The sequence below is a fragment of the Flagellimonas aquimarina genome (genome assembly GCF_003149745.1).
GTDB classification, from domain to species: Bacteria; Bacteroidota; Bacteroidia; order Flavobacteriales; family Flavobacteriaceae; genus Flagellimonas; species Flagellimonas aquimarina.
Map to the genome: position 1 here is coordinate 253,586 of NZ_QGEG01000002.1, position 15,682 is coordinate 269,267.

Annotated in this window: 14 protein-coding genes and 1 tRNA gene; 10 read left to right on the forward strand and 5 right to left on the reverse strand. The window is 38.3% G+C overall.

Annotated elements, in window-relative coordinates; all coding sequences use genetic code 11:
* Positions 1-113: 113 nt before the first annotated feature.
* The 7 genes from DKG77_RS07860 to DKG77_RS07890 all read left to right on the forward strand — a co-directional run bounded on the left by DKG77_RS07860 (position 114) and on the right by DKG77_RS07890 (position 6,479).
* On the forward strand, positions 114-2,117 hold the full coding sequence (locus DKG77_RS07860; RefSeq protein ID WP_165819368.1) for an MBL fold metallo-hydrolase: 2,004 nt from the start codon (positions 114-116) through the stop codon (positions 2,115-2,117).
* 41 nt (positions 2,118-2,158) lie between these two features.
* On the forward strand, positions 2,159-3,013 hold the full coding sequence (locus DKG77_RS07865) for an SDR family NAD(P)-dependent oxidoreductase (protein ID WP_109661938.1): 855 nt from the start codon (positions 2,159-2,161) through the stop codon (positions 3,011-3,013).
* 220 nt (positions 3,014-3,233) lie between these two features.
* Complete coding sequence (locus DKG77_RS07870; protein WP_109661940.1) at positions 3,234-3,827, forward strand: Crp/Fnr family transcriptional regulator; 594 nt, start codon at positions 3,234-3,236, stop codon at positions 3,825-3,827.
* A gap of 80 nt (positions 3,828-3,907) precedes the next feature.
* Positions 3,908-4,357 (forward strand): DMT family transporter, encoded by a 450-nt coding sequence (locus DKG77_RS07875; RefSeq protein WP_109661942.1) that lies wholly within the window; start codon positions 3,908-3,910, stop codon positions 4,355-4,357.
* 2 nt (positions 4,358-4,359) lie between these two features.
* On the forward strand, positions 4,360-5,088 hold the full coding sequence (locus DKG77_RS07880) for a GNAT family N-acetyltransferase (protein WP_109661944.1): 729 nt from the start codon (positions 4,360-4,362) through the stop codon (positions 5,086-5,088).
* Between the two features lie 9 nt (positions 5,089-5,097).
* Positions 5,098-5,769, forward strand: coding sequence for an NAD(P)H-dependent oxidoreductase (locus DKG77_RS07885; RefSeq protein ID WP_243414889.1), 672 nt, complete (start codon positions 5,098-5,100; stop codon positions 5,767-5,769).
* 86 nt (positions 5,770-5,855) lie between these two features.
* On the forward strand, positions 5,856-6,479 hold the full coding sequence (locus DKG77_RS07890; RefSeq protein WP_133248437.1) for a hypothetical protein: 624 nt from the start codon (positions 5,856-5,858) through the stop codon (positions 6,477-6,479).
* 103 nt (positions 6,480-6,582) lie between these two features.
* On the opposite strand, the gene DKG77_RS07895 is transcribed toward DKG77_RS07890, so the two are convergent.
* Positions 6,583-6,656 (reverse strand) — tRNA-Arg (locus DKG77_RS07895).
* A gap of 63 nt (positions 6,657-6,719) precedes the next feature.
* Here DKG77_RS07895 and DKG77_RS07900 point away from each other — a divergent pair.
* Positions 6,720-7,232, forward strand: a complete 513-nt coding sequence (locus tag DKG77_RS07900) for an adenine phosphoribosyltransferase (RefSeq protein WP_109661948.1) — start codon at positions 6,720-6,722, stop codon at positions 7,230-7,232.
* On the opposite strand, the gene DKG77_RS07905 is transcribed toward DKG77_RS07900, so the two are convergent.
* From DKG77_RS07905 to DKG77_RS07915, 3 genes are all read right to left on the reverse strand, one after another.
* Positions 7,229-7,372 (reverse strand): SsrA-binding protein, encoded by a 144-nt coding sequence (locus DKG77_RS07905; protein WP_109661950.1) that lies wholly within the window; start codon positions 7,370-7,372, stop codon positions 7,229-7,231. The genes DKG77_RS07900 and DKG77_RS07905 overlap by 4 nt on opposite strands.
* 91 nt (positions 7,373-7,463) lie before the next feature.
* Positions 7,464-9,245, reverse strand: coding sequence for a DUF885 domain-containing protein (locus tag DKG77_RS07910; RefSeq protein ID WP_109661952.1), 1,782 nt, complete (start codon positions 9,243-9,245; stop codon positions 7,464-7,466).
* 124 nt (positions 9,246-9,369) lie between these two features.
* Entirely contained in the window at positions 9,370-10,704 is a 1,335-nt protein-coding gene (locus DKG77_RS07915) for an SPFH domain-containing protein (protein ID WP_109661955.1), read from the reverse strand.
* 525 nt (positions 10,705-11,229) lie between these two features.
* Between DKG77_RS07915 and DKG77_RS07920 the strand changes: the two genes are divergently transcribed.
* Complete coding sequence (locus DKG77_RS07920) at positions 11,230-12,168, forward strand: calcium/sodium antiporter (RefSeq protein ID WP_109663670.1); 939 nt, start codon at positions 11,230-11,232, stop codon at positions 12,166-12,168.
* Positions 12,169-12,221: 53 nt separating this feature from the next.
* On the opposite strand, the gene DKG77_RS07925 is transcribed toward DKG77_RS07920, so the two are convergent.
* Positions 12,222-13,232 carry a glutamine synthetase beta-grasp domain-containing protein gene (locus DKG77_RS07925; RefSeq protein ID WP_109661956.1) on the reverse strand — a complete coding sequence of 337 codons (1,011 nt, stop codon included), beginning with the start codon at positions 13,230-13,232 and terminating at the stop codon, positions 12,222-12,224.
* 211 nt (positions 13,233-13,443) lie between these two features.
* Between DKG77_RS07925 and DKG77_RS07930 the strand changes: the two genes are divergently transcribed.
* Complete coding sequence (locus tag DKG77_RS07930) at positions 13,444-15,630, forward strand: glutamine synthetase III family protein (RefSeq protein WP_109661958.1); 2,187 nt, start codon at positions 13,444-13,446, stop codon at positions 15,628-15,630.
* Positions 15,631-15,682: the final 52 nt, after the last annotated feature.

Below are 15,682 nucleotides of genomic sequence, written 5' to 3' on the forward strand. Positions count from 1 at the left end.
TGAAATATCCTCAGGGAGCATGTGGCCGAAGGTTGTTTTAATACGTTGAAAACCTCTACTAAACGGACATTAATCAATTTAAAATGCCGCATAGGCAACTTAATATTAAAATCATGAAACTAAAACCACTTTACTATTTGTTGGCGCTGACAGTCACCATACCAATGGCCTGTATTGTTGAAAGACCTGAACAAAAATTTGAAACCTATAAAAGGAATACATCTCTGCAAGAGAAAATAGCAACCGTCGGATTAAGTGAATCACTTCTTCCTTCAAAGGATTTCGAGTCTTTTAAACAGCACGAAAATGACCGTAGTTTTCACGCTGATATTGCCTTTTATGAAACGGTAATGTCCTACGGCCCAATCACCGACCCAAATCCTGTATTCCTTCTTGCGAATGCTTACATAGCTACCAATCAGCAGAATTATGGAATATCTTATTTTGAATCAAGTCTTGGGTACTTTCACCTTCAAATGACGGATGAGGTCAAAAGTAATTATCTATCCGCCTACGCACTTTTGCGCGCAAGTTACGCAGATAACATTTCTCTGATTTCAAGGATAAGCTGGGTGAAGGAAACCTTTAAGGTTTTGGAAGATGCTGAAAACCTTGCACCAAATAATCCTTTGGCTCATTGGGCATCTGGTATAATTTACTCTCAGGTACCTTCCCTTTTTGATAAGAAAGAAAAGGCCTTTGAAGAACTTCTTTGGTTAATAGGTCATCCCGAGCTGGAACCCACACCAGGTTTTTATCGTGAAGTATATCATTATTTGGCCAAACTATATACCGAAAAAGGTGACGAAGAATCAGCAAAAAAATATCTAGCGCTCAGTGGCTATGTGGATTATGAACCTAAAATGCTATTCTCTGGTTGGTTCTCGACAACTAAGGAAAAGGGTCTTTTATTTGCCCCAACCCCCTGGGTTGAAGAAGTAATTTCCAATAGGGTTTTTGCGGTTAGAGGCTTTGGGTTTTCGGATCTACACTTTGTAGTTTCTGAAAATGGGAAGGAGTTGATGTCAATCGATGCTGGAACCCAACCTTATAGTTATAAAGCAGGATACGAGTTTTTGTTAGAGAAATACCCTGGATTACCTCCGTTGACCAAGGGTTTTATTACCCATGCACATTGGGATCATATAGGTGGGTATACGTACCTAAAATCTCTAAATCCTGATATCACCCTTTACGGTCGGGAGAATTTTCATGGAACGATAGATCGCGTTTTAAAAAATCATTCCTATACCCAATTTAGGGGCGCTGGCTTTAAGGACGATTGGGTCAGTGAATACAAACCTGATGTTGTAGTGGATTCAATAAGTGCGTTTAGTATTGGTGAATCCCATGTGGAGCTCATACCGGTAACCGGAGGTGAAACGGAAGATGCGCTCTTAGTTCATTTTCCCAGCCTGGAGCTAGTTTTCATGGGAGATGCACTTATGCCATTTTATGGAGAACCGTGGACAGAAGAAGGTTTTGTGGATAAAGCATTGGATGTTATGGACACCACACTTGAACTTAATCCTAAATATATCTTACATGGGCATATCGGCATAACCATTATGTACAAAAATACCCAACAACTAAAGGCATATCGTAATGCATATAAATGGTTGGTCAGCGAGACGAAAAAACATGTAAGAAACGGGTATTCCGCCAAGGATATTATAAGGCTCAATTTAATTCCACCCGGAATGCAAGACCATCCCGAAATTTTTATTGGTTATCTATCTCCCAGAGATCATATCATCGCCCGTACTGCAGATCATATGGTAGGGATATGGCAAGAAGAGGTCAGTGGAAAAGACCCTGAAGGGCTTGATGTCATTACTTCAGTAGAAAGGGGTCGACTGCTACAGCAATATCTTGGGCTTTCTGGCAATCAAGTTGCCAATGCACTAAGGAAAATGATGGATAATGGGGATAACGAACTAGCACTGCAAATGGCCGTTGCTGCCGAGGGCAGATATCCCATGAATTTAAAGATTAAGAAATTAAAGGAGGAAGCTGCAGACCGATTGCGATCATCTGTACAATTTTTTGACCCCTTTAAGTTTGTCACCTATACTGAAATAATCGAAAAGGAACATCATCCCATATCCAAGAAATAGAAAACATTAAATCAATCATAACATTTAAAAGACAATAAATCATGAGAAATTTTAGACAACAATATGGTCCTTGGGCGTTGATTACAGGAGCATCATCTGGAATAGGCAAAGAATTTGCAAAACAGTTGGCCGAAAAAGGGTTAAACCTGATCTTGATAGCCCGTAGACAAGAATTATTGAATGCGCTTTCAGATGAGCTTGAAGGGCAATACTCAATTAAGGTAAAAGCAATCAAAGCAGATTTACTTCGACCTGATTTTATAAATCAAATTAAAAAGGAAACAACACATCTGGATATAGGCCTGCTGGTCAATAATGCAGGTTTGTGGAAAATGGGTGAATACCTTGAAATTCCACTTGAACAAGAACTGGATATGATTGATCTAAATATCAAAGCCCCTGCAATTTTAACACATCATTTTGGAAAACTTTTGAGACAAAGGGGTGAAGGTGGAATTATTAATCTGGGCTCTCTGTTGGCTTATGTCAGTGTGCCGTACTCCTCGGTCTATGGAGCAACCAAAGCCTATGAGCTTTCCAAGGGAGAAAGCCTTCATTATGAACTTTCTAAAAAAGGTGTGGATGTGTTGACGGTGAACCCTGGATTGACCGCAACTGAGATGACAGATTCATTTGATTTTAGCCATATGCCCTCTGACCTCATGCAACCGCAAGATGTAGCAAAAGTGGCATTGAATTCCTTGGGAAAAAAATCACATGTCATTCCTGGTTTTACCAACAAAGTCCTTGGCTTTTTGTCCAAAAGAATAATGTCACGAGATGCCAACACCAAATTATTTGGGAAACTAATAGGGAAGGCAAATCAAAAAAAGAAATTGGCTGACAGCAATGTCGAGGAAACCGCTTCAAGACGACTTAAGCCCAATGTATCATGAAGGCACAAATAAAGTTTGACACGTCATTAAAAAAGCACAGTCAATATCTAACTGGTATCAGTCCAAGATTTATCTGAACCGTTTTAGGAATGATTCTAAAAGTGTTGATGTTCCTCAGATAGGTATGAAAATCGCTTAACCCTGTTTTGCCCAAGTATTGATTTCATTCTTGATAATATGGTATCTTTAGTTCAATTGAAGTTTTATCCATACATCAAGAATGATTTCTTTTGACCAACCGTATATCCAACTTTTCTACCAATACGTCAACAGCTTTGCGCCTGTTTCCCCAGCATCTTTCAAGGAGTTTTTACCTTTGATAAGTGTTAAAGAAGTTCAGAAAAATGAAAACATAATATTTCGTGGTCAGACGGCAAGAAATATTTATTTTGTTTGTAAAGGAATATTAGTTTCTCAGTGGATGGATGATGAAGCCAATGTTTATGTCAAAAACTTTTTTGTCGAGGGGAATTTGGCCGGTTCCACTGTTTCCATGCTTACAAACACCCCTTCTGGATTTGGTATTGAATGTGTTTTGGATGGAATTGTACTGGAGATGAATTATCAGCGCTATAAAGAAATCATATATGACCATGAGGATTTGAAGAACTACTATATTTCTAATCTAGAGCAAAATTGGATTATAGAAAATGAAAGGAGGCAGATCTCTTTCGCCGCGGAAAGTGCCAAAGAGCGGTATATGTCTTTCCTTAACAAGTACCCAAAGTTGCCCCAGAGAGTTCCCCAGTGGTTAATAGCATCTTATTTGGGAATTACTCCCACACAGCTTAGCAGGATAAGAAAAGACCTTTAGATTCATTTATCAACATATGTAAATGCAGGGCCTGAAGCACTGTACTAATTTTGACCTATAAATCATAAATACATTGAGTTATGAGTCAGTCAACACCAATTCTTTTAGCCTTTTTAGGGGGAGTTTTTTTGGCATTACACGGAGGTTTCAATTCACAACTTAGCGAGCAACTTAAAAGTCCATTGTTGACTTCTCTGGTGGCATACATTATAAGTACTTTGTTTGCTCTTTTAGCAGTTGTGATATACACTAAGCATCTACCATCTTTCTATAAACTAAAGGAGGTGCCATACTACTTATGGTTTTCTGGGGCTCTGTTCAGTGTGGCAGGTATTGGGCTGTATTATTATACCATACCCAAATTGGGTATTTCTACAATGATCTCAATCGGCCTCTTTGGACAAGTTTTGTTTTCGGTCGTTGCCGGGCATTTTGGTTGGTTTGGATTGCCTTCCGAGCCTATAGCGTACAAAAAGATTTTTGGGGTGCTCGCCATGACTTTGGGAATTATTCTAATTAAAAACAAATAAAAATGGACTTAGTAAAAAGTAACATAGATAATTTAACTTCTTTATGGCAATTTGTAAACCGAAGAGCTGGGGCGTATGTAATCGGTGATGTTTTTGACCATGGAGTAATAGATTACTCTGATTGGCCTAATAAACTTTGGTTCATTAATGCACCAAAACAAAGTGATATTGACGTTGCAAAAAAAATCATCACTTCATCTTCGATTAAAATTACTGTTCCCTATTGGGAAATCAATGGGGATGATTATCGACCGCTTTTGGAGAGAAATGGCTTTGTAAAGGTTTTAGAACAGGTTGGGATGTCCTGCGATCTTACAAAAGGTGACTTTTTGCCATCAGGAATTAAGCTTCACAAAGTAAAAGAAAAGAGCGGCGCACAATTGTGGGAATCATTATTCGAAAAGTCCTTTAACTATAGAATTCATCATAAGCTGCTTCTTAGAAGTTATGATGAAATTGAATACCTGATTGCCTATGACAATGCATCACCGGTGGGTGTGGCTCTAGTATACAATAGCGGAGAAGATTTGGTGGGAATTCATTCCATGGGAATAATTCCCAAGATGAGAAGAAAGGGTTATGCGGAAAAGATGATGCGTTCCATTTTGTCGGATGCTATCAAGAAAGGGTATAGGTATGGGACTCTGCAAGCCTCTGCTATGGGAAAAGGCCTTTACGAGAAATTGGGTTTTGAAGAACAATTCTTGATGGCCAACTATGCACTGTCTTAAACGGCCTAAATGGAAAAACAAATAGTTATTAATTCAAATAAACTGAATAAAATGGAATTCATAGAAAATCTAAAATGGCGCTATGCCACCAAAAAATTTGATTCACAGAGAATCGTATCAGAGAAAGACCTAAAACTTCTGAAAGAGGCTGTGCAACTATCCGTATCATCTTATGGTTTACAGCTGTACAAGGTGTTGATTGTTGAGGATAAGTCACTAAGGGAGCAGCTCAGGGAGGCTTCGTGGGGGCAGTCACAGGTCACAGAAGCATCACACTTATTCGTGTTTTGTAATTTTTCAGAACATAAAGAGGAATATATAGACAACTATATAAATAACATCGCTTTGACACAGCAAATAGCTATTTCAGATATACAAGGTTATGGGGACTTCATCAAAGAGAGCCTTGGTAGGAAAACCATTTCTGAATGGCAATCCTGGTCCAAGCAACAGACATATCTATCCCTGGCCAATTTATTGAACGCATGTGCAGAATTAAAGATAGATGCTTGTCCAATGGAAGGTTTTGATGCGTCTGCCTATAATGAGATCCTGGGTCTAGACAAAAGAGGGCTCAATGCTTCTGTTATTGCTCCAGTAGGATATCGTTCCAAAGAGGACAAGACACAGTACCGTAAAAAGGTTAGAAAAACTATGGAAGAGTTATTTGAAACAGTGTAAAAAGGCATTAAAGGCTTGAACAGCTTGAATGGTAAATTTTAATAGAGAACATAGCAATAACGTAAAAGGTAAAAAATACCTTGGTAATGAAGTACATGATTTTCATAGGAATGTTGTTTGGGATGCAATCGTTTTTGCAATCACAAAACATTTCTATGGAAAGTACTTTTATGAACGAGAAAATAAAACATCAGTACATTTTCTTCAAGGACTTTGAGGCCACCAAATTCAGTTTTTTTAATTTGACTTCTATAAGTACGGACTACAATTTTGGAAGGGTGTCTGAAAGTTATCTCTTAGATAATTTTGTTTTTTACGAAATAAAGAAAGGTGTCTCACTTGCGGCGGAAGCAGCTTTGAATCAAGAAGCCCATAGTCTGGCAGTTGGGGCCCGCTACACCTATAACAAAAACAATTTTCGTTTCACCTTTTTTCCCTCCTACAGAATTTTAGATAAAAGATACCTGTATACCAGAATGTTATTGGAATATAAATCCCCCATTAGCAGGCAGGTCCATGTATACTTTCGAGGACAGGTAAATGGTTCAACCGACTTTTCTGGCAATAACAAACTAACCAATCTTTATCGCCTAGGTTTACAATATAAAAACATAAGATTTGGTTTAGGAACGCCTTGGTTCAAGGCCTTGTCCGCTAAGCCCCTAAAATTGGAACTTTTTGGTTTTTTTATAGGATTAAATATTCTTTGAATTCGATTCTGAAAACTGAAAATCCATTATTGCCATAATAATCTTCCATTTCTCCATAAAACAAAAAATCCATCACTCTTGATGATGGACTTCCTGTTTTAAGTGACCTCGGCAGGATTCAAACCTGCAACCTTCTGAGCCGTAATCAGATGCGCTATTCAGTTGCGCCACGAGGCCTTTTTAATGGGGTGCAAATATATTTCTTTTTAAATTTACGACAAAACCTCATAACTAAAAATAATGGATTTTGAACCCTACATTCGTGATATTGAAGACTTCCCTAAACACGGTGTCGTTTTTAAGGACATCACACCACTTTTAAAAGACTCAAACGCACTTTCAAAAGCTTGCGAAACACTTTGTAATATGGTTGAAGATCATAGGATTGATAAAGTAGTGGGAGTGGATAGCAGAGGTTTTATTTTTGCCCCCTTAATTGCCTCAAAACTAAATGCAGGCTTTGTTCCCGTTCGCAAAAAGGGAAAGCTACCATACAAGACCATTTCAGAATCTTACGAGCTGGAGTATGGTGATGATATACTGGAAATACATACAGATGCTATACTAAAAGGAGAAAAAGTATTGGTGCATGACGATGTGTTGGCCACGGGAGGCACGGCGAGTGCAGTGTGCAAACTGGTAGAGAGATTAGGAGGGGAGGTAATACAGTGTAATTTTCTGATTCATCTTACTTTTTTAAATGGTGCTGATAAGCTCAATGGATATGATATAAAATCCTTGTTGAACTATTAGTCCAAGGATTTTGTGGTTATAAAATAACGCCAACCAATAATTGCCATTTGCAGTTTGGATGCTTTTGCCAAGTCTAACCTTCTTTTAGAATACGACGGGAGGATTACTTTGTTTATTTTGGCCAATAGTTTGTAGAACATGGGTCAAGGTGTTGGTAAAGGCAAAGATAATCAAGTTATTACTTATTTCTGGTAAGATTAAAAAGGGCCGCTTAGAACGGCCCTTGTTATACTAACTTTTTTCTTTGATCCATTTGTTTATTTTATCCTCGAGCAATGCCAGGGGTACACATCCTGTTTCCAAAACTTGATTGTGGAATTGACGAACGTCAAAATTATCTCCCAACGTGGTTTTTGCTTTTTCACGGAGTTCCATAATCTTCAACTGCCCAATTTTATAGGATAATGCCTGCCCTGGATTGGCCATGTATCGTTCAATTTCAGAGATAATACTAGCTTCGGATTCTGCTTCATTGTCCAGAGAATATTGAATGGCCTCTTCACGTGTCCATCCTTTGTAATGAAGACCGGTGTCCACAACTAGGCGAACCGCCCGGTGCATTTCGGCACCAAGCATCCCAAAAAGCTGATATGGGTCTGTGTAAAGACCTAATTCCGCTCCCAAAGATTCGCTGTAAAGTGCCCATCCCTCACCATATCCACTATACCAAAGCGTTTTTCTAAACCGTGGCAAAACCTCACTTTCTTGGGTTAATGATATTTGGTAATGATGACCAGGAATTGCTTCATGTAAAAACAAGGATTCATCGGAATACACATTATATTTTGTAACCTCAGGAATAGGAGCATAAAAAATACCCGGACGCGTGCCATCCAAAGAACCTGGATTGTATTCTGCACTTGCAGACTTTTCCCTAAATGCCTCCGTCCGGCGAACTTCAAATGGAGTTTTAGGTTTTACATCAAAAAGCTTTTCTATTTGGGGTTTCATGCGATCATGAATAGCATTGAAGTTGTCAATAACTTGTTGCGGGTCAGTGTAGGGCATCAATTCTTTATTGTTGCGAACAAAATCAAAGAAGGCTTTTAAATCTCCTTCAAAACCAACTTGTTCTTTAATTTCTTCCATTTGAGACCGTATTCTGGCAACCTCGCTCAATCCTAAATCATGAATTTCTGCAGCGGTCATGTTGGTAGTGGTATACTTTTTTATTTGATGTGCGTAATAGGCATCACCATTGGGCTCTCCTTGGATTCCGCTGGATTCCCGACCCATTTGTGCATATTCATCCTTCATGAAATCGTGAAGTTTTTGATAGGCAGGAATCACTTTGTCTTTTACCATACTTCCATAAGCATCTGTTAAAGCGGTTTTTTCCTCTTCTGTAAAGCTGTCCGGAAGGTTTTTTATGGGTTGGTAAAAAAGGTGCGTATCCATGTCCTCCGTGGTGAGAGATTCTAATTGAGGTAACACTTTTTTAATCAAAGATTTTGGAAGCACATGACCTTTCTCCATCCCCTCTCTCATTTTTTCTTCTGCACTGGACATCCATTCCAAGTATCCATCTACCCTTTTCATCCATTTTTCATAATCTTCAACAGTGTTAAATGGTTGTGCACTGGAGCCGCTTGCCAATTGCCCCATAAATAGGTTAGGGGACCACATTTGATCAATTGGGGTAAGATTGGCTTTGTAATTGAATTCGGCCAAATTTATATCACATTCCCAAGCTAGAATAGCCTTGCTCATTTGCTCACTTTCAGTAAGGTCCTCATCTGAAAAAGAAGCCAATTTGTTTTTGTAGCCTTCAAAATGGGTTTTTGCTTTAGCGGCAAAGTCATCGGAGAGGAAATTTGTGAACACATCATCATAACGATTATCACCGGCCGTTGTGGCATTTATGGGGTTTAACCTAAGTCCGTCTTCATAATAATTGTCCAGTAAGGTTGCAAAATCGGCGCTGACATTAGATGATTCTTCTTTTTTGGGTTCCTGTTTGCAGGAGTACACTGTTGCAATTGCAATAAATAAAAATGTTATTTTTTTAAGCATTTTGAGTTTGATTTGTTAGAAAAATGTAAAATAGTCAAATCAAGGAATACTGATCACAACGGAATTGCTAAAGTTTTTATAAAAAAAATCCCGCTGATGCGGGATTTTAAAAAAGTGCGTAGTCTTACTTTTCTGGCTTGTTCATCATTTGCTTGGCAAGATCGGCACCAATTAAGGACTCTAAGAGCGTGTTGTCCGAGTTTTTACTACTGCTACCTTCAATAAATATCTCAGGTAATCTAAGTTCTTTCAATTCACGAGCAACACCTACGGAAGTTTTATAGTCCCACTCAGCACGTTCTTGGGGCGTTAATCCGGCATTTACCAGTTTGGCATTCTGATAGGATTCGGCATCCGCGGCTACTTTTTTGCTCAGTGCTTTGAATTTTTCTACTTCAAACTGTTTTTTCTCTTTTACAAGATTAAATTCGGCCACTTTGGCTTCAGTTTCTGCAGCAATGGTCTTTTGTATCTGTTCTTTTTCCAAGCGAGCTCTTTCTGTAGCTTTATCTGCTTCACCACGTGCTTTTTCTTTTTGCGCTCGGTAGAACTCTCTTTCGGCTTGCTGCTTTTCTAACTGGGTCTGAGCCACTTCTTCCTTCTGTAATTGCAATCTATTATCAAAAGTTGCTTCCCAGTCAATTTCAGTTACTACAGCTTGTATAACAGTTAAACCATAGGCTTTGAGCGAATTGCCCTTTTCACGCACAGGTTCACCATTTCTAATTTGAATGCGAAACCTTTTATGTTTGGTGTCTTTATTTACTATGGTCCTAACAGTACTGCTATCGCCAATAATTTCCCTGGTTTGATTATCTGCGTACTCTTCCAGTACGTACATTCCATTCTCTAACTGATCTTTAAAATAACGGTCAAAATCTGATGCCTGACCAGAGATGTAATCTTGTGCATCCATAAGTTTGCACGTGTTTTTGATAGACTGGTCAATATTGGAGATAATTCTGGACCGAATCATATTCCTCTCGGTTTTGTTACGATCTGCAACGGATAAAAACTGTCCTTCATCCTCTGTATTAATACTGATAACAACCGAAGTTGCAATTCTAGCCTTAACCGCATCACTAAAGGCCCAGTATTTGGCTTCATCCACATTGGCATATTCGCTTTGCTCGCCTAAACCATGTTCTTGGCTGGGGATTACATATTTAATGGGCAATTCAAATTGAATAGGGATTAATCTACCCCACATTTTAGTATGTATACCTTGTCTAAAAACTGCTTTCTGGCCACCCCAAGGATATTGCACCGCATAAGCGGTACCAGGTTCTGCATAAAAGAAGGTTCCGGTAACAATACTCAGCACAATTCCAATGCCTATTATCTGAACACTTCGCTTTGCAGTAAACCATTCCAGTAACTTGGCATTTTTAAAAAGTGGTTTTGTAACCAGTGTAACAATTCCTAATAGTATAATCAGTATTCCAAATAAAGTAATCATAGTGATTGGTTTTAAGGGTTAAACAAAAATGAAAGCGATGAGTTGTATGAGCAACATCACCAAGAATTTAGCTATTGTAATCATTGTGTTGATTGATTTTAAGGGTTGAAAAACTGTTGTTAACCGGTTACGTTTTTTAATATAAAATGAGAATTATCATGTCTCCAAATTTTTAGAGCAAAATCAATACAATTGAATACAAGATTGTAGGTTTAAAAATGAAATAGGGTTTAAAATTTATGTGACTTCCTTGAATAATGTATGATAATGTAATATAAAATGATATAATTGATATTAAAATGTAATAATTGTAGAGGAGTTTTGGTCATGTTTTTAAAAACCAAGGGGCTTTTCATTTAAAAAAGTATCAATTTGGTTGATTTCATTATTGGGGATTAAGAGAGGGGTTATTTTTTGGTAAAGTTTTTTTTGGAAGAATTTGAGTGATTTTTAGCGCGTGTTTTTTTTTCTTTGAAATCTGTTGAGGAATAAATCTTCATCTATATTTACACCAAATTCTTATTGTTGGGAAATCTACTTTTTATTATTCTGGGTCTTATTCTCCTCATTATGGGGGGAAATTGGCTGTTAAAGGCCGCGGTTGCTTTATCACTTAGATTGGCAATTCCTAAAATTGTAATAGGGATGACCGTGGTTTCCTTTGCAACTTCTGCACCAGAACTTATCGTTAGTATAAAAGCCGCTTTAGATGGATTTCCTGATTTGGCACTTGGAAATGTGGTTGGGTCCAATATTGCAAATTTGGGTTTGGTGCTCGCGATTACTGTTTTACTTGGAAGCATTGATGTGCGCAAAAGTTTTTATACCACGGACTGGCCAGTTATGATGGTAGCTTCCTTGCTTTTTGTTGGCTTTATTTATTTTGACGGGGTGCTACAACAGTACGAGGGTATCATTATGGTGGTTTTTTTGTTTTTGTTCCTTATTTATCTGCTCAGATTTCAGAAAACAGCCGTTGTTGATGAAATGCCAGAGGATGATATTCCCTTGCCCTTATATAAAATTGTGCTGTTTTTGGGAATAGGTGGAACCGCTCTTTGGGGGGGTTCAGAACTATTGATCGATGGTGCTGTTGGAATGGCATCTTCCTTTGGTGTAAGCGATAGGATAATAGGGATAACCATTGTTTCTGTAGGTACCAGCATCCCAGAACTGGCCGCATCTATCATTGCAATTTTAAAGAAGGAAAAAGCTATTTCCTTAGGGAACTTAATCGGTTCCAATATTTTTAATCTTTTGGCGGTTCTGGGAATTACTTCAATAATTACTCCTATAACGGTGGTTGATCAAGGCTTGTTATCTAACGATATTTTCTGGATGTTGGGCATTTCCTTTCTAATTCTGCCTTTGGTGTTCTTTCCAAGAGGATTGCGCTTGGGGTGGAGAGATGGTCTGGTGTTGATAATTTTCTATATAGTTTTTGTCTATTTGACCATAAAATAAAACCGCTCCAATTGGAGCGGTTCTAAAACTATAATCAACAATTAATTTATAAACTATACGTCAGCAGACTTTACCGTTTTTATAATCCTGCCTGCAATTTTGTAAGGATCACCATTAGAAGCGGGTCTTCTGTCTTCTAACCATCCTTTCCATCCTTTTTCTACGGTAATGATGGGGATTCTAATAGATGCTCCTCTATCTGAAACGCCATAAGAGAAATCAGATACGTGGGCAGTCTCATGCAATCCAGTTAAGCGCTCATCATTAAATTCTCCATAAACATCTATATGTTCAGCTGTAACTGGTCTAAATGCTTCGCAAATTTTTTCATAAGTCTCTTTAGAACCACATGTTCTTAAAGTGGTGTTAGAGAAGTTGGCGTGCATTCCAGAACCATTCCAATCTCCTTTTACCGGTTTTGGGTGATATTCAATGTAATAACCGTATTTTTCTGTTAATCTGTCTAATAAATAACGGGCAATCCAAATTTCATCACCTGCTTTTTTAGCGCCTTTTGCAAAAAGTTGGAATTCCCATTGTCCTGGAGCAACCTCTTGGTTTATCCCTTCAAAATTCAATCCAGCTTCAATACAAAGATCAGCATGCTCTTCAACAAGATCTCTGCCCCAAGTATATCTTCCACCTACAGAACAATAGTATTTACCTTGAGGACCAGGGAATCCGCCACGAGGGAAACCTAATGGTAAATCCGTTTTTGTATCCATCAAGAAATATTCTTGCTCAAATCCAAACCAAAAATCATCATCATCATCATCAATGGTAGCTCTTGCGTTAGAAGGGTGCGGAGTGCCATCAGCACTTAAAACTTCTGCCATGACCAAAAATCCATTTTTTCTTATTGGGTCAGGGAAGATGGCTACAGGTTTCAATAAACAATCAGAAGAACCTCCTGATGCTTGTTCGGTTGATGAGCCGTCAAAAGACCATATTGGGCAGTCTTCTAGCTTTCCACTAAAGTCGTTTTCAACCTTGGTTTTGCTCCTCATGTTTTGAGTTGGTTCGTGACCATCTAACCAGATGTATTCTAATTTTGATTTACTCATAATTACGGTAGTTATTTGTTCTCAAATTTACGATTGACAAAAATATATTTTTCATTTGATAATATCCATTTTAAAGGGTTAAAATAATAAACAAGGAGTTATTATTTACATTACCCCTGCTTTGAAGAGGGATAAATGAAAAAAAAGTAATTTTTTAAGGATATTTTATTAAATTCTTAATTGTAGCTTTGTAATCTAAATGTGTTAAACAATGTCCAGTACTAGATTTGAAGCCTTGGTGGAAAGCCGCAAAAGAACCCATACCAGTATTGAAGAAACGGGTAGACGTTCCGAGTTATTTGGAAGGAATGTATTCAATGAAGATAGAATGCTTCAATTTTTAACCAAAGAAGCATTAGATAAGGTAAAATCTGCCATTTTTCAAGGTAGTAAGATAGACAGAAAAATCGCAGATCAGGTTGCGGAAGGAATGAAAGCTTGGGCTTTATCAATGGGCGCCACACATTACACGCATTGGTTCCAACCATTAACGGGCTCCACAGCGGAGAAACACGACGCCTTTTTTGACATACTACCAGATGGAAAGGCAATGGAAAAATTTGGGGGAGCCCAATTGGTGCAGCAAGAACCAGATGCTTCCAGTTTTCCAAGTGGCGGAATACGAAATACTTTTGAGGCTAGGGGGTATACGGCTTGGGATCCTACCTCTCCTGCGTTTATTTACAAAACTACGCTATGTATACCTACAATATTTGTGTCCTATACGGGAGAAGCCCTAGACAATAAAGCACCCTTGCTTAGAGCTTTGCATGCAATTGACGAAGCAGCAACAGGGGTAGCACAGTATTTTGACAAAAATGTACGTAAGGTACATGCCACATTGGGGTGGGAACAGGAATATTTTCTAATTGACAAAGCGTTGGCCCAATCTAGGCTTGATATTGTGATGACGGGACGAACTTTGGTAGGCAATCCGGCAGCTAAAGGACAGCAGTTGGATGACCATTATTTTGGGGTCATTCCTGCTAGAGTCTTGAGCTTTATGAGCGATTTGGAAAAACAGTGCACTAAGCTGGGAATCCCGGTTAAAACAAGGCATAACGAAGTAGCTCCCAACCAATTTGAGCTTGCCCCGGTTTATGAAGAAGCTAACCTTTCCGTAGATCATAACCTATTGTTGATGGATGTTATGGAAGAGATTGCGGACAGACATAATTTTACGGTGCTGTTTCATGAAAAACCGTTTGCGGGCGTCAATGGTTCTGGTAAACATAATAATTGGTCCTTGGCAACAGATACTGGTGTGAATCTGTTGAGCCCAGGTTCTACACCAATGAAGAACCTTCAATTCTTGACCTTTTTTATAAATACCATAAAAGCGGTTGATACATATGAAGAATTGTTGCGTTCTTCTATAGCATCAGCAAGTAATGATCATAGATTGGGAGCAAATGAAGCACCCCCCTCTATTATTTCGATTTTTATTGGCGAGCAGTTGAGTGATGTTTTGGATGAGTTGGAAGGCGTATCCAAAGGAAAATTGTCTCCTCAAGAAAAAACAGAGCTAAAACTTAATGTAGTTGGTAAAATACCTGAAATTTTATTGGATAATACAGATCGCAACAGAACATCTCCATTTGCTTTTACAGGAAATAAGTTTGAAATGAGAGGTGTTGGCGCTAAGACCAATTGTGCCAAACCAATGACTGTTTTAAACACGATTGTTGCTAAACAGCTCAAAGGCTTCAAAAAGGAGGTAGATGCATTGATAGATAAGAAAAAGCTGAAAAAAGACGAAGCGGTTTTCAATGTGTTACGCGAATACATAAAGACTTCAAAAAGAATTCGTTTTGATGGGGATGGTTATGGGAGAGAATGGCAAGAAGAAGCCAGAAGGAGGAAGCTAAGCAATAACCAAAATACACCAGAAGCTTTACAGGTGCTCACTTCCAAAGAAAGTATTTCACTTTTCAAGGATATGGATGTTCTGAGTGAGGTGGAATTGAAGGCACACCAAGAAGTGGAATTGGAAGCGTATGTCTTTCGTCTTCAGATTGAAGGAAGGGTATTGGGAGAAATGGTTTACAATCATATTATTCCTTCCGCCATACGCTATCAAAATTTACTTTTGGAAAATGTGAAAGGTTTAAAGGATGTATATGGAGCTGCCTATAACAAAGTTGCAGAAAGCCAGTTGAACATTTTAGAACAAATTGGAGAGCATATAATTGAGATTAAGAAACAGACAGACGAAATGACCAATGCCCGCAGACGTGCAAATGGTCTTTCTACAATCAATAAAAAAGCCCAAGCGTATTGCAACAATGTTAAGCCTAGTTTTGATGCTATTAGAGAACAGTCCGATAAGCTTGAAAAATTGATCTCTGATGATTTATGGCCACTGACCAAGTATTGGGAATTGTTGTTTGCCAAATGATTTCGACAATGCAAAAATTCTTTCATTCTGTTTAAAAGAATCACCTGTCCTA